Consider the following 25647-nt stretch of genomic DNA (forward strand, 5'->3'; position numbering starts at 1 on the left):
AACTCTTTGTCGGCGGTTTTGTCATGTTCAATTCAATTGGGCGTCGAGCCAATTCTTGTCGATGGCACCAAATTGCTTCGCGATGATCACACCCGATTCATCGAGCACATACGTCGTCGGCATCGCCTGAATCCGATACGCATCTCCAACTTGGCCGTCACGGTCATAGACGACGGTAAATGCGTCTTCATACGGTTCGACGAACGAGACGGCATCGGCGGGGTCGCGTTCACTCGTCGTCGTGTTGACGGCGACGATGGTCACGTCATCTCGCTCTTTCGCGAACGCCGCCATATCCGGCATCTCCGCCCGACAAGGCGGGCACCAGGACGCCCAAAAGTTGACGACGACGCGCTGACCACTTAGTGAAGTTAAGTCGAATGTACTCCCATCAGTTCGCTGTAATTCGAACGAAGGGGGAATTTGCCCGATGTTCAAACCGGTTGACGCCGTCTCTGTCGTGACAGATTGTGTCGCTTTCTCTGGCAGGACAGCATTCACGACCGCGAGAACGACCAGGACTCCGACACTAATTTGAATCACTTTCTTTGAAGGGCGGGCGAGATAGACCGTCAATCCGAAGAGAACGAGGGCGATGACAATTATCCACCATTGAATCTGTCCGACCGCATATGACTTAAATAGCCAGATGCCGGATGCACCGCATACTGTCCAAAGAATGTTTCCACGAGTCGGTTCATGCATCCAGCGCCACGTCGTTCCGAGTAGCAGAAAAATGAGCATGGCGCTCCATAGATGAATCGGCTGGTCGGAAAGGTTCAAAATCGTCCCGTATACTGGAACCGCGAGTGTCATTCCGAACCAAATGAGGAGTCCGCTCAGCACCCAATACCCTAAAAGGTTCCGGTCGAGTCGATAGACGAACCAAAGGACGACAGCAGCTGCAATCCATTGAGACCATACGCCTCCTGTGGCGTAAAGAGCGAGCGATAGGTCACGTGTCGTCAACAGACCGATGACGATGGCACTTCCTTTCCAGGCAAGAAAACCATAGAACCATGTCCCGATGACGGCTTCACGCTGTTTATTCGACAACCCGAGAAAGCGGAAGATGCCGTAAAGGACGGCAAGGCTTAGTAAAAAGATGAGTAAATCGAAACGAATGTTGAGTGGACCGATGGCGACCACGTCTTTCCCTCCTAAACAAAAGGCGCCCCTCTCGAAGCGGGCGCCATATTCATAGTCAGTATAGCATTACTTGATTTGTTGAGCGTTCAAGACAGTTTTCATCGCGCCATAGCCACCGAGGATATTGTGGATATCTTTGTAGCCGAGCGATTGAAGGACACTTGCCGCCATGCGTGAGCGGACGCCTGACGCACAATGCACCGCAATCGTTTGGTCTGTCGGAAGACCTTCGTGGTCACTTGCGAGCTTACCGAGCAAGATGCGCTCTGCCTTTTCGTAATGGCTCGCGTTCCATTCTGTCGCGTTTCGAACGTCGAGGACGAAGACGTCACCTTTTTCAGCAGCTTCGATTGCTTCTTCTGCCGTCACGTCCGTATACGTTTCCGTCAAAAGTGATGCGTCGAGCTCTTCGACTGGGACGATGAAGCGAAGGCGATCGAGACCGATTGATTGAAGGTCGGTCTGCACTTGATCGACGTCATCCGCACTTGCGATAAGTGTGATGTCTTTGTCGAAGTTGACGAGCCAGCCAGCCCACGAGACGAACTTGTTGTTGTACGGGATGTTGATTGTCCCTGGTACGTGTCCGTTCGCAAAGTCTTCTCCTTTACGCGTGTCGACGACTTGCGTCTCTTCGACGAGTGTATCGAGACGGTCCGACCCGATGACTTCAGGACGAGCGACTTCCGTCGTCACTTGGATACCTTCTTTGTTCACTTTTTTCATCATGGCAAAGTAGTTCGGTGGTTCGGGTTGATTCGTCGTCAACTCTTTGATGAAGGCATCTTTATCCGTCATTTGAAGCGCCCAGTTCGTCGCTTTCTCGTAACCGACCGTCGATGTTGGAATCGCGCCGAGCGCTTTCCCGCAAGCACTACCTGCACCGTGTCCTGGCCAGACTTGAACGAAGTCAGGAAGCGCCATGAACTTTTTGAGTGAATCAAACATTTGTTCCGCGCCGATTGCCGTCGTTCCTTTCACACCGGCCGCTTCTTCGAGAAGGTCAGGGCGACCGATATCCCCGACGAAGACGAAGTCTCCTGTGAAGATCCCCATCGGTTGTGTCTGGTTCCGGTCATAAAGGAGGAACGAGATATGTTCCGGTGTGTGACCCGGTGTGTGCATGACTTCAAGTGTCACGTTTCCGATTTTGAACGTGTCGCCTTCTTTGACGAGCTGTGCGTCAATTTCTTTCGCGAATGCATACTTCCAAGAAGCATCACCTTCGTCTGATAGGTAGGCTTTCGAACCTGTGCGCTTCGCGAGTTCGAGTGATCCCGATACAAAGTCCGCATGGATATGCGTCTCTGCCGTTGCGACGATGTTCATACCTTCTTTTTTCGCTTCTTGAAGATAAGGTTCGATGTTACGGGCCGGGTCGATGACGATGGCTTCTCCCGTCATTTGGCAACCGACCATATATGAAGCTTGTGCTAATTTTTCATCATAAAAATAACGTAATAGCATATCAATTTCCCCCTATGGATGTAATCGTTTATTCGACTTCGCCTTGCCAGCTCATCATCCCACCGTCGACGTTCGTGACATCGAATCCGAGTGAATCGAGATAGGCAGATGCGTTCATGCTGCGTCCGCCGGCTGCGCAAATGACGTGAATCGGTTTAGAGCGATCGAGCTCATCGACTTTTGCCCCGAATTCAGAAAGTGGTACGTTCTTCGCTTGTTTGATGTGACCTCCAGCATATTCGTCTACCTCTCGCACATCGATGAGGTTGAGTGAGTCGTCTGCTTGAAGTAACGCTTCTAATTCAGTAGTCGTAATCGTCTTCATGAGTCTGTGATCTCCTTTTCATGGTTAAGGTTTTTGGCAACGAGAATGTTTCGTTGGCTTTAATATACCCCCTAAGGTATAATGAGCGCAAGTGAAAAGAATTGGAGGGTAAAACATGAAGAGAATTTCCTTATTTGTCGGAGTTTTGGCTTTAATGGCGATTTTTATCTTTGTAATCACATCAGAAAAGGATGAAATTACGAGAATTGACGTTAAAACTCTACAAAACAAATTGGAAAACGAAGAAATAACACTCCTTGACGTACGAGAATCGTCTGAATACGAGGGGGGGCATATCGAAGGGGCGGTGAACGCATCACTTTCTTCATTAGATGCAAATCAACTGCCTTATCCGAAAGACGAACCAATCTATGTGATCTGTCGGAGCGGTAACCGAAGTGCCCAGGCTGCTAGTCAATTACAGGATGCCGGCTATACGGAAATCTATGACGTATCAGGCGGGATGATGGCCTGGGAATCGATTGAATAAGTAGAGAAGACGAGAGCAAATGGAGGAGTCTATATGGAGTTCGGGTTTATCATTACAATCTTTCTAATTGGATTTATCGGGTCGTTCATTTCTGGGATGGTCGGGATTGGTGGATCGATCATCAAGTATCCGATGTTGCTATACATTCCACCGATTCTAGGGTTCGCGGCTTTCAGCGCGCATGAAGTATCCGGAATCAGTGCGATTCAAGTGTTCTTTGCGACAATCGGCGGGATTTATGCTTATCGTAAAGGTGGATACTTAAACAAGCAGTTGATTCTTTACATGGGGGTGTCGGTATTAATTGGTAGCTTCATCGGTGGATACGGATCGACGATTCTTTCGGAAGTGATGATCAATGTCGTCTATGCCGTACTCGCAACGATTGCCACAATCATGATGTTCTTGCCGAAGCCACAAGTGGACGATATGCCACTCGACCAAGTCCGGTTCAACAAAGTGATCGCAGCAAGCTCTGCCTTCATTGTAGGAATCGCCGCAGGAATCGTCGGGGCAGCGGGGGCGTTCATTCTCATGCCGATCATGCTTGTCGTCTTACGCATCCCGACGAAGATGGCGATTGCGAGTTCTCTCGCCATCACCTTCATCTCGTCGATTGGCTCGACGTTCGGTAAAATCATCACCGATCAAATTGTCTGGGGTCCGGCCATCATTATGATTATCGCGAGCCTGATTGCCGCTCCAATCGGGGCGAATGTCGGGAAGAATATGAATACAAAAGCACTCCAATGGATTTTAGCGCTACTCATCTTGGCGAGTACCATCAAAATCTGGAGTGACTTGATTGCATAAAAAAATCACGATGCCTATATGCTGGCATCGTGATTTTTGTGTTATTTCGTAATGAAATAGTAGAGGAGTCCGAGTCCGATGAACGAGACAGGGAGCAAGATGATGTAGAGCCAAGATACCATCGACCAGCTCTTCTTTTGACTGTACGTGGAGCGGTCTTTCCCGAGCCCGACCATAATAGTGAAAATCATTGCAATCAAACAGACGAGCAAGGCTAATCCGATTGTTAGGTACAAAAACATCACACCCTTTACTGACCGTTATAACTTAAGAATAGCTTAGAAGAAGAGCTTCAAAACGTTCTAAATGTTAGGATTTTGTGACCGCGATGATTACTATAAATCACTTTTGAATGTGACTCATATATTCAGACACAGGAGATATTTCAATTCCCAGTGCTTCATCGATAATCGTCAAGGCACTTTCGTGACGTTTTGATGTTTCTGCCGCCACACAATCACGAGGTACATATATATCATAGTCACGCATATATGCATCATTGGCAGAAAAGAGGATACAAATATCCGTCGCGACTCCGGTTAAAATCAATTTCGTCACGTTTAACTGACGAAGTAAAATATCTAACTGAGTTCCAAAGAAAGTGGAGTGCCTTGGTTTTATAATAAAATACTCTTCATCTTCCGGTTCGATTTGCGAGGCAATATGTTCACCCTTAGAAGCCTTTACATACTCAATGATGTCTTCCGTGCTATCTTTCCATTGTCCGAAGTTATCATTACAATAAATGACGGGCAAGTCCGTCTCTTTAAAATGTTTTTTTAACTTGAGAATCGGATCAACAATCACTTGTGTATGCGTACGTAGCATGTCGCCACCATCAAAATCAAAATCATTGAACATATCAATAATGAGTAATGCTGTCTTAGACATAGAAATACCTCCTCACTATAAAACGCCTATAGCAAAGAGGTACCACTTTTTCATTTGAAGTATGCTTATTCAGCGAACGTTTTACTGCGGAACATAAATGCCGTGATGAGATAGAAGGCGATGATATGAAGGGCGACATAGAAAATCGAGAAGCCCATCGTAGCGTCCATCGCTTTCATAAACTCTGGGTTGACGTCATAGATGGAAAGGTCTGTATGCAAGAAGACAATCCATTTCGCAAGCTCAGGTTTCCAAGCGACGAGAAGACCGCCGATGATACTTGAGGCGAAGTTTGCGAGTACCGTGAAACCGATGACGACGCCGACCGACTTGAAGACGACCGAGAACATGAGCGTCAAGAAGATGATGAAGATCGGTCCGCTCACACTGATGAGGATCGGACGGACGACATCCCATGTGACAGAGCCGTCTAACGTGAGTGAGAACCCGAACGCGACGACCAAGATAAAGACGAATTGGAGCAACATGACGAGGACGGCCATGACGAGCTTCGACAATAAGATGCGGTCGCGAGAGTACGGGCTCATCAACAAGTGTTTCAACGTATCAAATTTCAATTCGTTCCCGACCATCTCGGCCGTAAAGACAATCGTAAAAATACTCAAGAAAGCGATGGCACCCATCGTTGAAAATTCAAAGAATGATGCCGCTTCTGGTGTACCTTCACCACTGGCCAATACAGCGTATACGATGAGGATGATTGCTGTATACACGCCTAGGGCGACGTATGGTTTAATCGTACGACGCCATTTCATCCATTCATTGCTGAGTAATGAACGCATTGTTCGTACCTCCTTCTTTTTTCGTCAATTTCAAGAATTGTTCTTCGAGTGACTCGTGTTTCATGCCAATTTGATAGACGGCGATATCGCGCTCGATTAATTGTTTCAGTAAGACCGGAATGTCTGTCTCTTGACGCGGTACGATAAACGACTCGGCAGACTGCTGGACGATTTTCACATCATCGAAGGCGAGTGCTGCGACGTCAAGCGCCTCGTTCATCTGCTCCTTGGCAACTTTACAGAGGATGACGCTGTCAGCCTTCGTCTGTCCGTCTTCCACTGACTTGATTTGTCCTTGGTCAATGATTGCGAAACGGTCGGTGATCAATTCCATCTCGCTCAATAAATGGCTCGAGATAAGGATGGCGATTCCGCGGTGGTCCGCAAGGTGGCGTAAGTAATTCCGAAGGTCGGCGATCCCGGCTGGGTCAAGACCGTTCGTAGGCTCGTCTAAGATGAGCACTTTTGGGTTATGCAACAAGGCACGGGCAATCCCGAGGCGCTGTTTCATCCCGAGTGAGTACTGTTTGACTTTCATATCGAGCTTTCCGTCGAGTCCGACGAGGGCACCGAGTGCATTCAAGTCGACTTTTTTCAAGTTCGGAATCAAGTTCATCGCATGAATCAAGTTTTCCCGGCCCGTCATGTACGGATAGAATGCAGGATTCTCGACGATGGCCCCGATTCGGCTGAGCGCTTCTTGGCGGTTGTTCGCCACGTCATACCCATCGACTGTCACGGTCCCGTGCGTCGCAGGCATGAGACCTGTGATGATTCGAATAGTTGTCGTCTTCCCGGCGCCGTTTGGTCCGAGGAATCCGAAAATTTCTCCTGGAACAACGTCAAAACTGACATTTGTCAATACCGTTGCTTTTCCCATCTTTTTATGGACATTTTGTACGGATAACATGTGGTCACCTAGCTTTCTGTTAAGAGTAATAGTGTAATGCCTACACTCCCTATTACGGGGCTGTTTGAAATAAGGTTTCATCTTTTTTTGAAATTGTTGAAACAAATACATCAAGACACAATTTATCGATAAGCAAAACTTATTGAAATAGTATGGACGAATTGTGAATTTGTAAGGGTCTTTCTGCGACGAAAGGTGTAGTATGAAGTTGAGCGTAAGAGGCAAGATTTGGTTTTGTTCACCAGGGTAGGAGAAAGGTGAACTGCTTCGGGCTACATGTTAAAATGAAAGCGTTCACAGATTGAACGTTTAGGAATGGATAAGGGGGATTTATTCAATGGGAGAGTCGTCGAATGTTCACGAGAAATCGCAAGCATTTTATGGTCCTAACTTAGGCTACATCATTGAACTGTACGAACAATATTTGGAAGACCCATCATCGGTCGATGAAGAAACGCGCCGATATTTTGACGAATTTGGGGCACCGGAAACGTCGACACCGACAGAAGTTCCAGTCTCGGGTCCATCGTTTGATTTAGAGAAGGTCGTTTCGGCGACACGGCTCATCAACGACATCCGTGCTTTCGGTCATAAAGCAGCTGATATTTATCCACTAAAAGACCATCCGCGCGAGCAGGAGTTATTCGAACTGTCACGCTATGATTTGACAGAAGAAGACTTAAAACAAATTCCAGCCCGCCTTTTATCAGATGATGCACCAAAACCAAACGCGAGCGCCTTGGAACTATTCCGTCACTTGCTTGACGTTTATACAGGAACGGTCGCCATCGAACTCCGTCACTTAGATGACATGGAAGAGAAGAAGTGGATTCGCCGTCAAGTCGAGCAAGGGGCGTTACAGCAAACCTTCTCGAAAGAAGAAAAAATTGAGTTATTCAAACGTTTGGCTGAAACAGAACTGTTTGAATCATTCCTTCATAAAACATACGTCGGACAAAAACGCTTCTCGATCGAAGGATTGGATGCGATGGTGCCACTTCTCGATGCGATGGTCGGAGGCCTCATTTCGAGCGGTTCGGAACATATCAACATCGGGATGGCCCACCGTGGACGTTTGAACGTACTTGCCCATGTTCTCGGCAAACCATACGAAATGATTTTTGCGGAGTTCCAGCACGCACCGAACAAAGAATTGATCCCATCTGAAGGGTCAATCGGCATCAACTTCGGTTGGTCAGGCGATGTGAAATATCACCTCGGTCTTGACCGGAAAGTGGTCGAACAGCAAAAAGAAGTCCGTCTCAACTTGGCGAACAACCCGAGTCACCTCGAGTTCGTCGGGTCGGTCGTCGAAGGATACACGCGTGCCGCACAAGATGACCGTTCTGAAAAAGGATCGGCTGTACAGCACGACGATTTGGCAGCCTCAATCTTGATCCACGGAGATGCGGCCTTCCCAGGACAAGGCATCGTCGCGGAGACACTCAACATGACAAACTTGACGGGTTACCGTACAGGTGGGACGGTTCACGTCATCGCCAACAACACAATCGGTTTCACAACGGACCCGAACGATTCACGGTCGACGCGTTACGCAAGTGATATCGCCAAAGGCTACGAGATTCCGGTCTTCCATGTGAATGCGGATGATCCGGAGGCATGTGTTGCCGTCGCGAAGTTGATCAGTGAGTATCGTGCCAAGTTCCATAAAGATATCTTGGTCGACTTGATCGGGTACCGCCGATACGGTCACAACGAAATGGACGAACCGATGAACACGAACCCGGTCCTTTACAAAGCCATCAAAGGACACCAGTCTGTCCGTCACGTCTATGCCGCACGACTTGAGGAAGAAGGCGTCATGACGAAAGATGAGAAGGCGCAAATCGAACAAAAAATCGAAGAGGCATTAAAGGCGGCACGTGATCTCGTTCCTTCTGAAGAAGAGGATGCAGACATCGTGTTACCGGATGCGGTCCATAAAGGATTCCCGAAAGTCGACACGAGCGTCGAACGAGAATTCCTCACGCAATTGAATGAAGAGTTATTGAACTGGCCGGAAGGCTTTGGTGTCTTCCATAAGCTTCAAAAAGTACTCGACCGTCGTCGTGATGCGTTCAGCGAAGGTGGAAAAATTGACTGGGGTCATGCGGAGACGCTCGCCTTCGCGTCAATTCTTTCAGATGGTACGCCGGTCCGCTTGAGCGGTCAAGATTCAGAGCGCGGAACGTTCGCCCAACGGAACATCATGTTGAACGATGTCGAGTCAGGTAAGAAATTCTCGCCACTCCATGAGTTGTCGACGGCGAAAGCATCGTTCTCGGTCTATAACAGCCCGCTCTCAGAAGGTTCGGTGCTTGGATTTGAATATGGCTACAACGTATTCGCACAAGATACACTCGTCCTGTGGGAAGCACAATACGGTGACTTCGCGAACTCGGCACAAGTCATGTTCGACCAGTTCATCTCGGCGGGACGCGCGAAATGGGGCCAAAAGTCAGGCCTCGTCATGCTCTTACCGCACGGTTACGAAGGACAAGGGCCGGAGCACTCAAGTGCACGTATGGAACGTTACTTGACACTTGCCGGGGAGAAAAACTGGACAGTCGCAAACCTTTCGTCTGCGGCACAGTACTTCCATATTCTTCGTCGTCAAGCAGAGATGCTCGGGAAAGAAGAGATTCGTCCGATGATCATCATGACACCGAAGAGTCTGCTTCGTCATCCGCTCGCCACGTCACCAGTCGAGGCGTTCACGGAAGAGAGCTTTAAACCAATCGTCGAACAACCAGGTCTCGGGGAAAACACAGAGAAAGTCGAACGTCTCGTCTTCTGCACAGGGAAAATGGCAATCGACCTCGCGGAAGCGGTCGGCAAGTCAGAAGAGTCACTCGACTTCTTGCATATCGTCCGGGTCGAAGAAATCTATCCGTTCCCGGTTCGTGAGATTCGTGACGTCATCAGCCGTTATCCGAACGCGCGTGAAATCGTCTGGGTTCAGGAAGAACCGAAAAACATGGGGGCTTGGACATATATCGAGCCTCGTTTAGAAGCGGTCACAACGAACCGACTCGATGTCCGTTATATCGGTCGTCGCCGTCGTTCGAGTCCGGCTGAAGGGAATCCGACAGCTCATAAACAAGAACAAGCACGCATCATCCGTGAAGCACTCTCTCGTGACGTCGTCTCGAGCGGTGCAGGCACGAGCACATATCAAAAAGATCGTAAATAAGTTAAGGGGGAACTCATTGTGATCGAAATCAAAGTACCGGAGTTAGCAGAGTCCATTACGGAAGGAACGGTCGCGACATGGCTCAAACAGCCAGGCGACCAAGTCGAAAAAGGTGAAGCCATCGTCGAGCTCGAGACAGATAAAGTCAATATCGAAGTCCCGGCTGACGAAGCGGGTGTGTTAGAAGAGCAACTTGCCGGAGAAGGGGACACGGTTCAAGTCGGTGAAGTCATCGCACGTCTCGGTTCAGGTTCTGGTGGCGGAACGGCTGTCGCGACGAAGACGAAGACGGAAAACGCGACAGAAACGAAAACAGAAGCACCGACTGAGAAAAAGACAGAGTCTATTGAAGAAGGCAAGAAAGTCGAGAAACGTGAAGAGCACGTGGCGAGCCCGGGTAAAGGACCAATCGCGACACCGGCTGCACGTAAACTCGCTCGTGAGAAAGGCATCGATCTCTCAGCCGTTCAAACGAATGATCCAATCGGGCGCATCAACGTCCATGATGTATCGAGACATGAAGAGAAACCGGCTGTGAAAGAGCAGAAACCAGCGGCGGCAGCTTCGGCACCACAACCAGCTGCAGCTGCAAATGGAAAAGAAGAAGAGCGCATCAAAATGACACGTCGCCGTCAGACGATTGCGAACCGTCTCGTTGAAGTGCAACAGACGGCAGCGATGCTCACGACGTTCAATGAAATCGACATGTCTGCGGTCATGGCACTTCGTAAACGTCGCCAAGAGAAGTTCGTGAAAGACAACGATGTCAAACTCGGCTTCATGTCATTCTTCACGAAAGCAGCAGTGGCGGCTCTCAAGCGGATGCCTTACTTGAACGCTGAGATCCAAGGTAACGAAATCGTCTTGAAGAAATATTATGACATCGGAATCGCCGTTTCGGCTCCAGATGGTCTCGTCGTTCCGGTCGTCCGTGAAGCGGACCGCAAAAACTTCGGGGAGATCGAGAAAGATATCCTTCACCTCGCGGACAAAGCGCGTAACAACAAACTCGGGTTGAGTGATTTGACAGGTGGTACGTTCACGATCACAAACGGTGGCGTGTTCGGTTCACTCCTCTCGACACCAATCTTGAACGGACCGCAAGTCGCTATCCTTGGGATGCACTCGATTCAACTCCGTCCAGTCGCCATCGATGCGGATACAATGGAGAACCGTCCGATGATGTACGTGGCACTCTCGTATGACCACCGAATCGTAGATGGTCGTGAGGCTGTGACATTCCTCAAGCACATTAAAGACATGATTGAAGATCCAGAACAATTATTGTTCGAAGCGTAAAACGAGAAGGTACTCGCTCCTATGTAGGGGCGAGTGTTTTTTTTGTAAGGTTATATTGAAACCCTTTTTATGGGATTTGTTGTTGGGTAAATATGTTATCCTTGATGGAGAATAGCTAGAAAAGGGTGTGGGGACAGAATGAAACGGAAAAAAGCGTTTTGGTGGGTTGCACTGACGGGACTTGTCGTCATCGGGATTGCTTCCTATGTTGGCTATACATATTGGAGTGGACCGAATCCAAATGAACTTGACCGGGAGCAGATGACGGAAGAAGACTACACGCGAGCACTCGAATTGATTGATATCATCAAGGAAGAAGACCCACTCGGGCGGCGTCAAAATGTGACGCGCCGCATCAATCCACAGGAGACGACGGGACTCATCTTTGATGATCCCAAAAAGCTGAACAAAGGGAATCTTATTGACGCGATGCATCTGATGACCCATCAAAAAATCTTGGCGACAGAAAAAGCGGGTGCCATCCCGATGACGCATGACAATCTGAAAGAGGTTCGTGACTATTTGGAGTTGTTGCGTGACAAGAATAAAATCAAAAACGATGACTATCTTCAACTCGGTGGTATCATTGAACGCTGGGAACAAGCCATCTTCGATGAAATCGATAAAGAGCAGGACGTTTTGTTAGAGGAAATGTATGCCGCCATCGGATTCTCGAACGGACTGGCGACACGTGCGGAAGAAGAGTTGTTCATCTTGAATAACTTTGGGGGAGAATACGTGTATACGCTGGATTTAGAACCGATGCCAGAAGAGGAAGAACAGAAGGGAGACGTGAATACGAATACGGAAGAATAAGCAAAAGGAGTTCATGATGAACTCCTTTTTGCATGGGGAAACGATGTCATGAGAGCGACTCATGGAAAGAAAGTTGATGTTTCCCGTTCGCTTTTGACCGATATAACGCGTCGTCCGCTTGTTCGATGGCAATGTGTGGTGGTTCCGGTGGACTCCAAATGGACACCCCGATACTAGCCCCGACTTTCACCGATGCGATGTCTAGCGTAATCGGTTTAGAAATTGTATCGATGAGTGTGTTTCCAACCTCCCGAATTTGTTGGGTCGAACGCTCAGTCCTTGGGAACATGAGGAAGAACTCGTCTCCGCTCAATCGAACGGGATAGGCCTCCTCGATGGGCAGAGCCCGTAACCGTTGTGCGACCTCGACCAATACCTCGTCCCCGACCCCATGACCATATGTATCATTCACCGCCTTGAAGCCATCGAGGTCGAGATAGAAGAAGACGTAAGGTTCTTTCGAGGTGTGTAGTTGATTCAGCTGCTCACGTAGGGCGACCCGATTTGAAAGACCGGTCAGTGCGTCACGATTCGCTAGTTTTTCAAAGTGTACCCGTTCCGACTCTGACTCCGTAAGGGAGGTGACGAGCGATTCGAGCGCGAACGCGAGCGACTCAATCTCTTTGATTCCTGATTGATGGGGAAACGTGTTCGCTTTCCCTTGTTCCATGAGCGAAGCCGTTTCGGTGATTCGCTTCAACGGTCTCGTCACGATCGAAGCGAGTAGCCAACCGAGTACAGCCGTCACAAGTGAGGCCAATAAACCAATCCATAGAATTCTCGTTTCAAGCGTCTCGACCGGTGCAAACGCGACTGCCGTCGGCTGACGGACGACGACCTGCCAACCAAGTCCAGGATATTCATCATATCCTTCTCCGATTGACATGCCTGTCAGATAGTCTTGACCGTCATCCCACTCTTTCACGGAGGCGCCTTCTGTAAAGGATACAGGGAGTGGTTTTCCGACCATGTCGTCTGGACCGAGGAGCACGACACTGTCTCGTTCACTGATGACGAATAAATCCGTATCATCGACTTGTTCATGAAGCGTTCGATTGAAATGTTCGAGTACTTCTTTCCCCCAGGCCCAGCTTAAATGAGTGGCAAGTACCCCTTGAAACGAGCCGTCCTGGAAAAGCGGGACACTGATATCGACGAATTGAAGGGGTTCCCCCGTCGGATTGGGCAATAATTCAGCTAAGAGGACCGCCTCGTGGACATCTCCGATAAAGGGAGCATCTTGTGCTTTGAGATAAACCGGTCGTTCGGCAATCGAGGCTCCCTCGAGAATCCCGTTCGTCGAAGCGACGACGGTCCCGGCCGCATCCGTGACGCCCATCCATGAGAAGGCGGGGATGTTCGTCTGGACTTGATCGAGGAGTCGACGTGTTTCATCTCGGTCCTCTAAATCGAGACCCTGTAAGAGTTGGACTTCTTGATAGCGTGACCACATATAAAAATCGAGCTTGTCCGCCAACTGATGCGATGTCGTCGACAGGCGTTCCCCGATTTCTTGTTCGAGTGAATCAGATGCCCTATGACTGATGAGAGAAGTGAGGGCGATTGTCAGTAAAAAGACGAGCGTGGCAATGCTGAGCGCCAAAATGAGTCCGAGGCGCATCGTAAAAGACTTGATCATGCGTAAATAAACCTCCTAAAGCTTGAATTGAAGAGAATTATGAAAAACGAGTCGATATCATGATAGGAAGAAGAGTTTCCGCTATAATGAAAGACGAGTCAAAATAGATAGAGGTGAAGAGAATGAAAAAGAATCAATTGTTGGTCATCTTGACCATCGTTGCGGTCGCGTTAATCGCATTGGTGTTCGTCTTACTCAACCAAGATGAGTCGACGACAGCCGAGCGTGGCGATCACGTCTCGATTGAAGGACAACCGACACTCGGAAACCCGGATGCGAAAGTATCCGTCGTCGAGTTCGGAGATTACAAGTGTCCTTCGTGTAAACAGTGGGGTGAAACGATTTACCCGCAACTGAAAGCGGATTATCTCGACAAGGAAGACGTCAGCTTCAGCTATATTAACGTCTTGTTCCATGGACAAGAATCAATTTTGGCATCCCTCGCTTCCGAGTCGGTATACGAGCAAGATCCTGAGTCGTTCTGGAAGTTCCATAAGGCGCTCTACGATGCGCAACCGGAATCACAACAACACGACAATGCGTGGGTGACCGTCGAGAAGCTGAAAGAAATCGCAAGCAAGACGACGACATCGGTCGACTTGGCGAAGTTTGAGCAAGACCTTGGGGAAGAATCGACCGTGCTTGAAAAAGTCAGTACGGATGATGGTCTTGTAAAAGAGAACGGTGTCCAATTCACGCCGTCTATCATGATCAACGGTGTGATGCTCGAAGACCCGTTCGATTACGAAAAAATCCAAGAGCTGATCGAGCAGGATTTGTAAGATGAAATCATTTCTCGAAAAGTATGGGTTATACCTCGCTTGGCTCGTCTCGTTGACGGCGACGCTCGGCAGTCTCTACTTCAGTGAGATCCGGGAGTTCGTGCCATGTGAGCTATGTTGGATTCAACGTATCTTTATGTATCCGCTGACCATCCTCTTGGGGATTGCCGTCTTCACGGAAGATCGGGCGGTTCGGAAATATGTGTTACCGCTTACTATCATAGGCGGTTTCGTATCACTTTACCATTACTTGGTACAGAAAGTGCCAGGTTTTGCAGAAATTCAACCTTGTGCACAAGGAGTTCCGTGTAGCGGTCAATACATTAACTGGCTCGGGTTCATCACAATCCCGTTCCTCGCATTGACAGCTTTCACGCTCATCACGATCCTCATGTGGAACGTCAAAAAGCGATAAGGAGTTGGCATGTGTGAAGAAATGGTGGATGATTGGTTTGACGACGATGCTTATCGTCCTAGCAGGATGCGGTCAAGAGATTGAGGATCCGCTCAACTGGGAAGTCGAATCGTTCGAATATACGAATCAAGATGAAGAAATGGTCAGTCTTGACGATTTAAAAGGGAAAGTGTGGATGGCGGATTTCGTTTTCACAAGCTGTGAGACCGTCTGTCCACCGATGACATACAATATGACAAAGCTGAATGAAGCGCTTGAAGAAGAGGGCGTCGAAGACGTGCAATTCGTTTCCTTCAGCGTCGACCCGACGGTGGACACTCCGGAGAAGATGAAAGAGTTTATGAGTGGCTATGACCTTGCGAAAGCAGATTGGCAGTTCCTCTCAGGTTACTCGCAAGACGAGATTGAAACGTTTGCCCAACAGAACTTCAAGGCGCTCGTCCGGAAGCCTGACGAAGGTACACAAGTCGACCACGGTACGTATTTCTATTTGGTCGACCAGGAAGGAAAGATCATCAAGGCGTATCCTGGTTTCCAAAACGTTCCGACCGAAGACATCATCAACGACATTAAAATCTTGCAAAAATCTTAACCGAAGACCTGCTCCACCAAACACGGGTGAGCAGGTCTTTTTGGTTTAAGAGAACTGATATAATGGAATAACCAGAATGCTCAATGAAGAGCACGCCATTTTTTTTGAAAGATAAGCGAATCGACATACTTTCTCGGATAGAAACGGCGAAGGCACGCTATAATCAATTCAACGAACTATTAGAAAAGAGGACCTACATGAAAAAGACGATGTTGCTCTCATTGGTTGGAATGGCGGCTGTCACCGGAACGATTCTGACACAGTACAAACCACTTGGACGAAAGCCAAAATCGCTTCAATCTCCGAACCGGATCAATGGAAAGTTCCGTAATCAATATGAGACACCGATGAACTTCTCTGCGCAAGACATGGTGTCGATGGCGCGCGACTATCGTGATGTGACGTCACTGCGTAAGCCTACCGAACGTCTTCCGATCGTGCCAATCGATTTTGAGGAGAAGACGGGCTCGAGCTTCACAAGAATCTATTGGCTCGGTCATTCGGCGCTCATGGTACAAATGGACGGGAAGACGATGCTCGTCGATCCGATGTTTGGACGTAGCCCATCCCCACTCCCGTTCGCTAAAAACGAACGCTTCAGTGAAGACTTGCCGTTCGAACTAGAGGACTTGCCCGAAATCGATGTCGTCTTATTGACACATGACCATTACGACCATCTCGATTATGGAACGATTCTTGCCATCCAAGACAAGGTCGCCATGTTCATCGTACCGCTCGGGGTAGGGAGTCATTTGAAACGATGGGGTGTTGGGGCAGAACGAATCGTAGAACGGGATTGGGGCGAGTCGTATGCGTTAGGGTCGTGGACATTCGTCTGTACGCCGGCGCGTCACTTCTCCGGTCGCTCGTTGACGGACCGCAACAGCACACTCTGGGCATCATGGGTCGTCCTAGGTGAGACAGATCGGCTCTTCTTCAGTGGGGATAGTGGCTACGCGCCGCATTTCAAGATGATTGGCGAACAGTACGGGCCGTTTGATTTTGCCGCACTTGAATGCGGGCAATATGACGTACGCTGGCCAGACGTCCATATGCAACCGGAAGAGACCGCGCAAGCGTTTCACGATTTACGGGCCGACCAAATGATGCCGATCCATTGGGGGGCGTTCACGCTGTCGTTCCACGATTGGTTCGACCCAGCGGAACAGATGTCGTCTCTCTTACCAAAAGAAGTCGTCCTCACTCCAAAAATCGGGGAGAGAATCACGCTCGACGGTCGGAATGATACGACGACGTGGTGGCGAGAGCTCAAAGACGCAAACAAGCGATGACCTTGGTCACCGCTTGTTTTTTTGTTAGGAAGACATCTTCTCTGTGGAATCTTCCTCGATATGCAATTGATGCTTTCTCGTGTATACAAGAAATGCGCCGGTCATCGCGATCGAACTGATTCCGAACAAGACGACCATGAGCTGAAGTCCAATCAAGTCGAGGAAGAATCCTGTCACGAGAAGGACGACTTGGAAGATAATCCGGTCGAGCATGTTTCGGAACGAGAAGAAACGACCGTGATATTCTTTTGGCATCCGTGTCTGGAAAATCGTGACCGCCGTCGGGAAGAAGCATCCGACCGAGAAGCCGAAGAGAACGAACGCAGCAATGGACATGAACGGGATGTCCGCAAAATAGAGCATCAGTTGGGCGACACCGATTAAAAACGAGAACGAGAATAAAATCGAGAACGCCGAGAATTTTTCTCCGATCCGTTTAATCATAAAGGCACCTGTCATGAAGGCGAGTCCTTCTGCCGTATAAATCCATCCTTTAATCGCCGTCGAATCCTGCAACTCACTGATATTGATGACGAGCAAGTTGAACCCTCCGAGGAAGAGGAGTGGGATGAGCGTCATGACGAGCGTCATGAAGATGACGGGAATCGATTTGATGATTGGGAAGACGTCTTTGAAACCGCTCGACGCTTTCGCATCGACCTTTTTCGCCGAGGGCGTTTTCGTCTCATCGAGTTTCAAGAAGAGCGTCGCCACCGCTAGCAACAGGTAGGCGACGAGCGAGAGCGCGTAGACGTTACGGAGCGAGATCAGTGTCAAAAGGACACCTGCAATCGCCGTCCCGATGACACGCGACAAGGTAGACACATTCATATGAACGCCGTTCAAGGCAAGAAGTTCCCGTTCTTTCACGATGAGCGGAATCGCTGCCTGAAGGGCAGGGAAATAAAAAGCGGCCGATCCCTGTAAGATAATCAAGAAGATGACCATCCACACGACCGAATTCGTCTCGATGGCGACGAACATGAAAATCACGCTGAGCGCCCGGACGATGCTCGAGATGAGCATGATTTTTTTCTTAGAACCTTGGTCGGTCAAGCGACCCGCGAGCGGACCGATGGCGACCCCGGCAAGTAAGCCGATGGCGAGAATGACCGCCTTCACAAAGTCAGAGGGGACGCGGTCTTGCATAAATTCCAAGTTCCCGATGATGCCGAGCCATAGACCAAGACCGGCGACGAATTCGCCCGTCAAGATGATCCAGACGTTCCGATTTTTCCACATAGATGTATTCCTCGATTCTTATCTGTTGATAATAATTATGCTTGAGAATGATTCATTTAGCCACAAAAAAGAAGCCAAACGTCGGCTTCTTCATCAATCAAATATCACAGTTGTCGTCGGTGCACGTCGCGCCGTTCGAAAGGACTTGGATCGTCGGATTGTTCTCAGACCAGACTTTTTCGAGCACTTGCGTGAACGCTTCCGTCGGCTGAGCACCAGACACCCCATATTTGTTGTCGAATACGAAGAACGGGACACCCGTGATGCCGAGGTCGCTTGCGCGTTTCTCTTCGGCACGGACGTCTTCCGTATACACGTCAGTCGTCAAGACGTCACGCACGGCGTCACGTTCGAGTCCGACGCTTGTCGCGATTTCAAGCAGCACATCGTGATTCCCGATGTGTTTCGCGTCGACAAAATACGCCTGAAGCAACGCTTCCGACAATTCTTTTTCTTTCCCGACCGTTTTCGCGTAATGCGTCAAACGATGCGAGTCGAGCGTACCCGTCACGACCATGTTCTCAAAATCGTAATCGAGTCCGACTTCGCGGGCCTGAGCGGCGACTTGTGCAGTCGTTCCTTTTGCCTGTTCGATCGGCATCCGATATTTCGTTGCGAGTGCCTCATAGATGGTACGTGAATCATTCGTCGGGGCGTTCGGGTCGAGTTCGAAACTCTTGAATTCGACTTCCACTTGGTCTGCCTGTGGGAACTGTTCGAGCGCCTCTTCTAGACGACGCTTACCGATATAACAAAACGGGCAGACATAATCTGACCATACTTCAATTTTCATGATGAATCCCTCCTGTCCTTAGTGTAGGAAATCTTGAATTCAAAGTACAGGAAACGGCTCATGAAAAAAGCCCTCCACGAGGAGGACTTAAAAGACGTACCAAAACACACAGACGAAGTGGGCGAAGCTTCCGAACAAGATGAACAGATGGAACACCTCATGGAAGCCCCAGCCTCGCCAGTTGACGAATTTTGGCTTGAACCCGTAAATGAGTCCACCAATGGTATACATGACGCCACCGAGGACGAGCCAGAAGATACCGGCGTTGCCGATTACGTCATGGAGCGGTCCGATAAAGAAGACGGACAGCCAGCCCATCCCGATATAGAGCGCGGTGGACAAGAAACGCGGGGCATGGAACCAAACGAGTTTGAAGATAATGCCGAACAAGGCGAGTGCGTGTACGGTACCGAAGAGGACCCACCGCGTCGGTCCTTCGAGCGCGAGTAACGTGAGCGGTGCGTATGTACCCGCAATCAATGCGTAAATCATCGCATGATCGATTCTCCGGAAGAAAGCGATGACGTTCGGTGAGGCGATGATGCTATGGTAAAGACCTGACGATAAGTAAAGAAAGACGAGGCTGATCCCGAATAGAATCGCGGCCATAATGGCAAGCGGCGAGCCGAGTAACGAGGCTTTGACGACCATCGCGATGAGGGCGATGAAAGCCAGTACTGCACCAGCAAGATGCGTCAATGCGTTGATGGGTTCACGGAAAATCGAATGCATGTAAAACACTCCTTATCACATCATGTAGTATCGATAACTACATGATATACTGAAGAGGAACAAACAGCAAGGTGTACCTTTCGACAAATGGAAGTTTTCTTTATACTTAGGAAGTGAGGTGAGGTAGATGAAAGCGAAGGACATTACCGAAACGGAAGGCACACTCCCGCGGGATGTGCTGCCGACCATCGATTTATACATGGATCAGGTCATCCAGCTGTTCGAGCAGCATTATGGGAAGATGAAGCGAAACGAGGAGGAGACCATTTTGACGAAGACGATGATCAACAACTATGCCAAGGGCAAGTTGTTTCATCCCGTCAAAAATAAAAAGTATACAAATGAACATCTGATGTTACTCAGTTTGATTTATGAGATGAAAGGTCTCTTGTCGATCAGTGATATTAAGGAGACGCTCCGACCGTTGAACGAGTCGGATGAGACGTTCTCACTTGAAGACTTCTACGAGGCCTATCAGGCTCAGAAAGTGAAGAATCTAGAAGCGTTCGAAGCCCAGGCGGACACGCTATTAAGTACATCGCTCGAAAAAGAGAGCGATGTCAAGCGAACGCTCGCCATCGCATCTGCCGTTCATATGAGCCACTTGTATCAGCGGTTGGCCGAGCAATTGATCGATGAGAACTAAAAACAACTCCTCCGAAGACAAATCGTCTGCGGAGGAGTTGTTTTAGTTATTGATGTATTTCTCGTAAACCGTACCGAAGTCTTTACGGTTCCATTCATGATAGTGGCGTTGTAGCCAATCGAACGATTGCTCGTTCAATTCCTTGAACGTGTTCGGCACGTTCATGTCACCTTCACGAAGTCCGCTCAAGATCGAGACGGAGTGAGTCAGTGATGTGTTCGCATACTCCATCATGCGACGGCCTTCCCGCTGAATCTCTTCAATCGCGAGGAGTGCCTTGTACAAATCTTTCACGTGCTCGATTTGTTTCTTGTTGATATCGATTGAGTATGGCTTGTCGCCGATTGTGAATTTGACTTCGACATCGAGGTCGACGGTGCCGGCCGTCTCGAACATGACGTGCTTAATCGGATAGTGTGCGTAAGGGTAACGATATAGCACTCGTTTCGAACTCATCGCACTCGTTCCATCAAGGTGAATCATACCTAAGTTTGTAAAGCAGTATTCATCCGATTTTGATTTGATCAAGAAATAGATCTTTTCGTTATCCTCATGGAGGACATAATCATCCGAGTCCGCCTTATCAAAATCGGACGGGTCGATCACCTCACCGATGTCGCTGAAGCCAGTCAAATCAGAAGCCAGTTTTTTGAACATGTCATTCACTCCTCAGTAATGGATTTTATGCATCTCTTTCGGGTCGGACCCGGTCCGCTCGTCACGATTGAGCGCATCGATGGCCGCCATCTCTTCTTTCGTCAACGTGAAGTCGAATACCTGTATATTTTCTTTGATTCGACTCGGTGTGACGGATTTTGGGATGACGGCGACGCCGTTCTGTAAGTGCCAACGCAAAATGACTTGGGCCGGTGACTTGCCGTGAGCGTTCGCAATCTTGACGATCGTCTCATCTTCGAGCGCTTCGCGTCCTTTCATGAGTGGACTCCACGCTTGAATCTGGATGTCATATCGTTTGCAGAATGCAATCAGTTCTTTCTGAGACAAATATGGATGGATCTCGACCTGGTTCACGGCCGGGACGATTGAGCATGATTGAATGATTTGCTCCAAATGCTCGATCTCAAAGTTCGAGACCCCGATTGCTCGGACGCGTCCTTCTTCATACAGCTGTTCGAGTGCTTTGTACGTTTCGACGAATTTACCGAAACGAGGCATCGGCCAGTGGATGAGGAACAAGTCGACATACTCGAGTCCGAGCCGATCTAAGCTATCCTGAAACGCTTGGAGCGCCTCGTCGAATCCGTGGAACTCGTTCCAAAGCTTTGTTGTCACAAAGACGTCCTCTCGTGGGATGCCTGCTTCACGAAGCGCTTGTCCGACACTCTCTTCATTTTGATAAATCGCAGCCGTATCGATCAATCGATAGTCTGCATCGAGCGCAGCTTTGACCGTATCGACCGTCACTGCGCCATCTTCGACCTTATAGACACCGAGCCCGAGCATCGGCATCTTGACGTTATTATTCAACGTCGTCCATTCCATAAAAAATCCCTCCCTCTCGTCTATAACGTTACCGAAATTTTGGATGAAGGGAAAGGAAAAACTACAGACGGATGCTTTCCCCGTGCGCCTTGATCACAATTTGGTCACGGTCGAGTTTTGCGGCCGCGACGAGACGATGATACGGTTCCTCGACAGGCTCATAAGAAAGGACGAACGTATCCCAATGCATCGGGAAGAAACGCTTCGCTCCGCTCTCTTTGTACATCATCCAAGCCTGTTCCGGAGTACAGTGCGCTTCCTGGAACGAGTCCGGTTGATAGGCACCGATTGGGAAGAAGGCGAGGTCGATCGGTTCACGGTCAGCGAGTCCTTTGAAGGAGTCGGTATAGGCCGTGTCTCCTGCGAAGAGCATACGAATCCCTTTGTATTTGAGCAGGTACCCGTTGTACCCCATATGTTTGTCCCACGGGAAACGGTTGCCCCAATGCTTGACGGGAATGGCGCGGACATCGAGCCCGTTCGCAAGTGTCACTTTGTCATGTGGATGCAGTTCGAGCGTCTGCAGACTCGGGTATCGGCGCAACAGGCGGCTCGTCCCAGGAGCAGAGACGACAATCGTCTCGCGAGTGATGAGTCGCTTCAAACTTTTATGGTCAAAGTGGTCCATATGGGCATGGCTGAGTAGGATGACATCGACCGGGCCGACCTCCTCAATGGAGAGGGCCGGAGCGGTGTGACGTTTCATGCCGACTGTCAGCGGTCCGAGATGGACACCGATTCGTTTTGAGAAGACGGGGTCCGTTAAAATCTTGAGCCCATACCAATGAATGAGGACCGTCGAATGCCCGATCCACGTCGCCTGCACATGCGTCTCATCAATGGTTGTCAGTTCTGGACGTTCCGGCCATTTAAAGCGCGGACGGGGGAGCTGTCGTTTGAATCGTGTATAGAGAAACGTTCCGACGCTCGCCAAGACGGCACTCGGAACGAGGATGCGTCGACGCATCATGCATCACCTCACTGTTCGAATATACTGTCATCATATCGCGAGGACAGATGCACCGCATCCGCCTAAAGGAGTAGAAAAAATGGGAGATTGTGGGGTACACTCTTGCGAATCCGCTTTCAATTTGATAAGGTGGCAGTAACTTAGGAAAGAGAGGTACACCGTGCCATGAAAAATACACGTTCACTCCAACGATGAGACGAATCATCACTGTTCGCTTGAACAGTCACGGGTGAAGTGTGTCCAGTTTTTCAAATACGGGAAGCGCTCGTTTTCCTCTTTGAACGGATTCCTTCACACCACCGCTTTGAAGCGGATGGTGTTTTTTGTTTCATCGCGTATCGGATTCATAAGCGAGGTGAAACAGATGTTAGCAGTAAAACAAGTCCGGTTTGACTATGACCGGAAACCATTATTTGACGCGGTCTCGTTCGAGGTCGCGGCTGGAGAGCGTGCCGTATTATTCGGATTGAACGGGAGTGGGAAGACGACGCTCTTCCGACTCGTGACCGGGGAGTTGACCCCGCAAGCCGGGAAGATTGAATGTCTTGGCGAGGTCGGACTCGTCCGACAGACCATCGAATCGACAGACATGACCGTACTTGAGTGGACGATGCGCAGTGATCTTGAACGATATGCGCTCTATGAAGATGTTTCTTCTGGTGACGAGATGCGTGTCATGCGGTCCTATGAACGGGCGCTCGCACTCGATGTGTACAACTTGGAACAAGAGGCGACAAGAGCATTGACTCGACTTGGGCTGGAGGAGCACCTCTTCCGAAACATTAACGAGCTAAGTGGAGGCGAGAAGACGCGAGCTCAGCTCTCAACATTGACGATGAAGCGGGTGGACCTCGTCCTGCTCGACGAACCGACGAACCATCTGGATCTCGAGTCGATCGACTGGCTCACGAAGTGGTTGAATCAGTTTAAGGGGACGGTGCTCATCATCTCACACGACCGTCAACTGATGGATGATGTCGCAACGACCATTCTTGAACTGTCAGGCGGACTAGTCACTCGATATCAGGGAAACTATACGGCGTATAAACATCAAAAAGAAGAAGAACGCGTGCGTGACGAGCGAGCACATGCTCGATACGAGAACCGAAAGGCAGAACTTCTCGAGATGATTGCCCAATATAAAGGGTGGCACTTAAAGGCGAAAGCGACAGCGAGTGTCCGCAGTCCGGGAGCGCAAAAAGGAGCGGCCAATCTCGCCGTCAAAATGAAGGCAAGAGAACAGAAGTTAAGGCAGCTCGAAGACAATCGTCCACAAAAACCAAAAGAGGAGAAATCCATCTCCGTCCGTTTTGCGGCGGATGAGCTCGAAGCGAAAACGTGGCTGACGTGTGAGGATGTGACGTTTGGATACGACAAGCCGTTCTATGAACCGTTTTCCTTCTCGATGAATAAAGGAGAGCGGATCTCGATTACCGGACCGAACGGAAGCGGAAAGACGACGTTATTAAACGTGCTGATCGGTGAACGATTACCACACTCGGGCGTGATCAAGCGACATCCTCGTCTGAAGATCGGATATTTCTCTCAAACGCTCGAGCGTCTCCCGGAGACCGGAACGTTACTTGAGGCGTTACTCGCCAATAGTGAGATCGGAGAGACGGAGGCGCGGACGTTGCTCGCTCACTTCTTGTTCCGGCGAGATGAAGTGCACCGACCGATTACCGAGGCGAGCATGGGAGAAAAGTGTCGAATCGCGTTTCTCATCTTGTACTTCTCGGATGCCCATCTGTTGGCATTAGATGAACCGACGAACTATTTAGATGTGGCGACACGCGAACAAATCGAGGCGGCGTTGTCCGTCTATCCGGGTGGATTATTGTTGATTTCCCACGACCGCTACTTTCATCGTCTGACTTCGCGCACGATTGAATTAGGAGAGCACATTGTCATACGTGAGAACGATGAGCGCGATGAACCGGTCGATGTCGAACAAATGGTCAGAACGATGGACGAATTGACAAAAGATGAATTGAAATTTTTTGATGAAGCAGGAAACCTCCTACCATTTGACGAAACGAGTGAAATGAATCGAATCGAGTAGGAGTGAAGAACATGAATGGAGGAAGATTGTCGCGTGCGACGACGCGGAAGCGTAAACGCGTGTTCCGTATCACGACGGCATTGGCATTAATGCTCGCCTTGGTCGGGATCATCGCGTTCGCAGCACTGATTGACAAGAAGCAGGACTCGGCTTTACCGGAATCTGATGAGATTGCCACGGAAATGGTTGACTCCGAGTCGGAACAACCGGCTGATGCTGATGCTGAGACGGAATCAGCAGATAAGATTTATATCGGGCAACCGTATACGAAAGTATACGCGGATGACCGGGTCACGGTCGTTTATGAAGCCGACTTGGGTGATCGATTTGAACGGTTGGAGACGGTAAGTGGATTTGTGAAAGTTCAGTTGAACGAGCGGTTGACCGGCTGGGTCACAGAAGAAAGTGTGACGACAGAGGCGACAGCTTTATCGGATGACGAGGTGATTGCCGCTTGGCAACAAGTCGTCCCAAACGCTTCGGAGTCCGTCCTTGACTGGATTGGGAAAGATCTCGAAACCGTCCGTGCGGAGCTTGGCAGTCCTTCTGCCGTTCAACGTGACCAAGTGAACGAGTATCATTTCTATGATGGATTCTTCCTCATGGTCCGGGACCAAAAAGTACGGGCCGTTGATTGGGACAAACAAGCAACCGCGACGCCAGACTTACAACCGACTCGCGAACAAGCGACCGGAATTTGGTTCGAGGGTGAGACGGTCCAATTGAAACTGTTCCCTTATAGCGGCGTCATGCGTGTCCGTCTGGAGCAAAAATGAGACAAAGCGGGAGAGTTCATTCTTCCGTTTTTTTATTGTTTTTCATT

The 25647-nt window shown here is 49.4% G+C and carries 26 protein-coding genes; 12 read left to right on the forward strand and 14 right to left on the reverse strand.

Annotation, left to right across the window (positions count from 1 at the left end; all coding sequences use genetic code 11):
* Positions 1–27 precede the first annotated feature (27 nt).
* The 3 genes from KNO73_RS15115 to KNO73_RS00610 all read right to left on the reverse strand — a co-directional run bounded on the left by KNO73_RS15115 (position 28) and on the right by KNO73_RS00610 (position 2941).
* Positions 28–1149 (reverse strand): TlpA family protein disulfide reductase, encoded by a 1122-nt coding sequence (locus tag KNO73_RS15115; RefSeq protein WP_214814209.1) that lies wholly within the window; start codon positions 1147–1149, stop codon positions 28–30.
* A gap of 66 nt (positions 1150–1215) precedes the next feature.
* Positions 1216–2616: an MBL fold metallo-hydrolase gene (locus KNO73_RS00605; protein ID WP_214814206.1), complete on the reverse strand. Its 1401-nt coding sequence runs from the start codon at positions 2614–2616 to the stop codon at positions 1216–1218.
* A 28-nt stretch (positions 2617–2644) separates the two neighbouring features.
* Positions 2645–2941, reverse strand: a complete 297-nt coding sequence (locus tag KNO73_RS00610; protein WP_015881009.1) for a rhodanese-like domain-containing protein — start codon at positions 2939–2941, stop codon at positions 2645–2647.
* A 115-nt stretch (positions 2942–3056) separates the two neighbouring features.
* Between KNO73_RS00610 and KNO73_RS00615 the strand changes: the two genes are divergently transcribed.
* Together KNO73_RS00615 and KNO73_RS00620 are read left to right on the forward strand one after the other, a co-directional pair.
* A complete protein-coding gene (locus KNO73_RS00615) occupies positions 3057–3431 on the forward strand; it encodes a rhodanese-like domain-containing protein (RefSeq protein ID WP_240499791.1) in 375 nt (124 codons plus the stop codon).
* Positions 3432–3464: 33 nt separating this feature from the next.
* Entirely contained in the window at positions 3465–4244 is a 780-nt protein-coding gene (locus KNO73_RS00620) for a sulfite exporter TauE/SafE family protein (RefSeq protein ID WP_074037622.1), read from the forward strand.
* Between the two features lie 41 nt (positions 4245–4285).
* Here the strand turns inward: KNO73_RS00620 and KNO73_RS00625 are convergent, their stop codons facing one another.
* From KNO73_RS00625 to KNO73_RS00640, 4 genes are all read right to left on the reverse strand, one after another.
* Entirely contained in the window at positions 4286–4486 is a 201-nt protein-coding gene (locus KNO73_RS00625) for a hypothetical protein (protein ID WP_074037621.1), read from the reverse strand.
* Positions 4487–4586: 100 nt separating this feature from the next.
* Positions 4587–5135, reverse strand: coding sequence for a cysteine hydrolase family protein (locus tag KNO73_RS00630; RefSeq protein ID WP_215111907.1), 549 nt, complete (start codon positions 5133–5135; stop codon positions 4587–4589).
* 65 nt (positions 5136–5200) lie between these two features.
* Positions 5201–5938, reverse strand: coding sequence for an ABC transporter permease (locus KNO73_RS00635; protein WP_047795575.1), 738 nt, complete (start codon positions 5936–5938; stop codon positions 5201–5203).
* Positions 5916–6818, reverse strand: a complete 903-nt coding sequence (locus KNO73_RS00640) for an ABC transporter ATP-binding protein (RefSeq protein ID WP_251024808.1) — start codon at positions 6816–6818, stop codon at positions 5916–5918. Before KNO73_RS00640 ends, KNO73_RS00635 begins: the two co-directional genes overlap by 23 nt.
* 367 nt (positions 6819–7185) lie before the next feature.
* On the opposite strand from KNO73_RS00640, the gene KNO73_RS00645 reads away from it, so the two are divergent.
* The 3 genes from KNO73_RS00645 to KNO73_RS00655 all read left to right on the forward strand — a co-directional run bounded on the left by KNO73_RS00645 (position 7186) and on the right by KNO73_RS00655 (position 12156).
* Positions 7186–10041: a 2-oxoglutarate dehydrogenase E1 component gene (locus KNO73_RS00645; protein WP_015881016.1), complete on the forward strand. Its 2856-nt coding sequence runs from the start codon at positions 7186–7188 to the stop codon at positions 10039–10041.
* Positions 10042–10059: 18 nt separating this feature from the next.
* On the forward strand, positions 10060–11340 hold the full coding sequence (gene odhB, locus KNO73_RS00650) for a 2-oxoglutarate dehydrogenase complex dihydrolipoyllysine-residue succinyltransferase (protein WP_214731778.1): 1281 nt from the start codon (positions 10060–10062) through the stop codon (positions 11338–11340).
* A 138-nt stretch (positions 11341–11478) separates the two neighbouring features.
* Complete coding sequence (locus KNO73_RS00655; protein ID WP_214689300.1) at positions 11479–12156, forward strand: DUF6241 domain-containing protein; 678 nt, start codon at positions 11479–11481, stop codon at positions 12154–12156.
* A 46-nt stretch (positions 12157–12202) separates the two neighbouring features.
* Here KNO73_RS00655 and KNO73_RS00660 read toward each other — a convergent pair whose 3' ends face one another.
* Complete coding sequence (locus tag KNO73_RS00660; RefSeq protein ID WP_214684848.1) at positions 12203–13795, reverse strand: diguanylate cyclase domain-containing protein; 1593 nt, start codon at positions 13793–13795, stop codon at positions 12203–12205.
* A 122-nt stretch (positions 13796–13917) separates the two neighbouring features.
* Between KNO73_RS00660 and KNO73_RS00665 the strand changes: the two genes are divergently transcribed.
* The 4 genes from KNO73_RS00665 (at position 13918) to KNO73_RS00680 (ending at position 16876) form a co-directional block, all read left to right on the forward strand.
* Entirely contained in the window at positions 13918–14577 is a 660-nt protein-coding gene (locus KNO73_RS00665) for a DsbA family protein (RefSeq protein WP_215111908.1), read from the forward strand.
* 1 nt (position 14578) lies between these two features.
* Complete coding sequence (locus tag KNO73_RS00670; protein WP_214684844.1) at positions 14579–14992, forward strand: disulfide oxidoreductase; 414 nt, start codon at positions 14579–14581, stop codon at positions 14990–14992.
* A 13-nt stretch (positions 14993–15005) separates the two neighbouring features.
* The gene (locus KNO73_RS00675) at positions 15006–15584 is read left to right on the forward strand and encodes an SCO family protein (protein WP_031421282.1); all 579 of its coding nucleotides are present in this window, start codon (positions 15006–15008) and stop codon (positions 15582–15584) included.
* A 197-nt stretch (positions 15585–15781) separates the two neighbouring features.
* Positions 15782–16876, forward strand: a complete 1095-nt coding sequence (locus KNO73_RS00680) for an MBL fold metallo-hydrolase (protein ID WP_214684842.1) — start codon at positions 15782–15784, stop codon at positions 16874–16876.
* A 24-nt stretch (positions 16877–16900) separates the two neighbouring features.
* Here KNO73_RS00680 and KNO73_RS00685 read toward each other — a convergent pair whose 3' ends face one another.
* The 3 genes from KNO73_RS00685 to trhA form a co-directional block, all read right to left on the reverse strand.
* Positions 16901–18118 carry an MFS transporter gene (locus KNO73_RS00685; RefSeq protein WP_214689286.1) on the reverse strand — a complete coding sequence of 406 codons (1218 nt, stop codon included), beginning with the start codon at positions 18116–18118 and terminating at the stop codon, positions 16901–16903.
* Positions 18119–18215: 97 nt separating this feature from the next.
* Entirely contained in the window at positions 18216–18911 is a 696-nt protein-coding gene (locus KNO73_RS00690; protein WP_214689284.1) for a DsbA family oxidoreductase, read from the reverse strand.
* Between the two features lie 87 nt (positions 18912–18998).
* Positions 18999–19643, reverse strand: coding sequence for a PAQR family membrane homeostasis protein TrhA (gene trhA / locus KNO73_RS00695; protein WP_031421292.1), 645 nt, complete (start codon positions 19641–19643; stop codon positions 18999–19001).
* 127 nt (positions 19644–19770) lie between these two features.
* On the opposite strand from trhA, the gene KNO73_RS00700 reads away from it, so the two are divergent.
* The gene (locus KNO73_RS00700; RefSeq protein ID WP_214684836.1) at positions 19771–20289 is read left to right on the forward strand and encodes a DUF1836 domain-containing protein; all 519 of its coding nucleotides are present in this window, start codon (positions 19771–19773) and stop codon (positions 20287–20289) included.
* Positions 20290–20331: 42 nt separating this feature from the next.
* Here KNO73_RS00700 and KNO73_RS00705 read toward each other — a convergent pair whose 3' ends face one another.
* The 3 genes from KNO73_RS00705 to KNO73_RS00715 form a co-directional block, all read right to left on the reverse strand.
* On the reverse strand, positions 20332–20946 hold the full coding sequence (locus KNO73_RS00705; RefSeq protein ID WP_015881030.1) for a PH domain-containing protein: 615 nt from the start codon (positions 20944–20946) through the stop codon (positions 20332–20334).
* Between the two features lie 12 nt (positions 20947–20958).
* A complete protein-coding gene (locus KNO73_RS00710; RefSeq protein WP_078146482.1) occupies positions 20959–21792 on the reverse strand; it encodes an aldo/keto reductase in 834 nt (277 codons plus the stop codon).
* A gap of 61 nt (positions 21793–21853) precedes the next feature.
* Positions 21854–22759 carry an MBL fold metallo-hydrolase gene (locus tag KNO73_RS00715; RefSeq protein ID WP_240499792.1) on the reverse strand — a complete coding sequence of 302 codons (906 nt, stop codon included), beginning with the start codon at positions 22757–22759 and terminating at the stop codon, positions 21854–21856.
* A 367-nt stretch (positions 22760–23126) separates the two neighbouring features.
* Between KNO73_RS00715 and abc-f the strand changes: the two genes are divergently transcribed.
* Entirely contained in the window at positions 23127–24824 is a 1698-nt protein-coding gene (gene abc-f / locus KNO73_RS00720; protein ID WP_078146484.1) for a ribosomal protection-like ABC-F family protein, read from the forward strand.
* A gap of 11 nt (positions 24825–24835) precedes the next feature.
* The gene (locus KNO73_RS00725; RefSeq protein WP_159561928.1) at positions 24836–25600 is read left to right on the forward strand and encodes a hypothetical protein; all 765 of its coding nucleotides are present in this window, start codon (positions 24836–24838) and stop codon (positions 25598–25600) included.
* The last annotated feature ends 47 nt before the right edge of the window (positions 25601–25647 follow it).

Source organism: Exiguobacterium sp. s83, assembly GCF_018617095.1.
Classification (GTDB): domain Bacteria; phylum Bacillota; class Bacilli; order Exiguobacteriales; family Exiguobacteriaceae; genus Exiguobacterium; species Exiguobacterium profundum.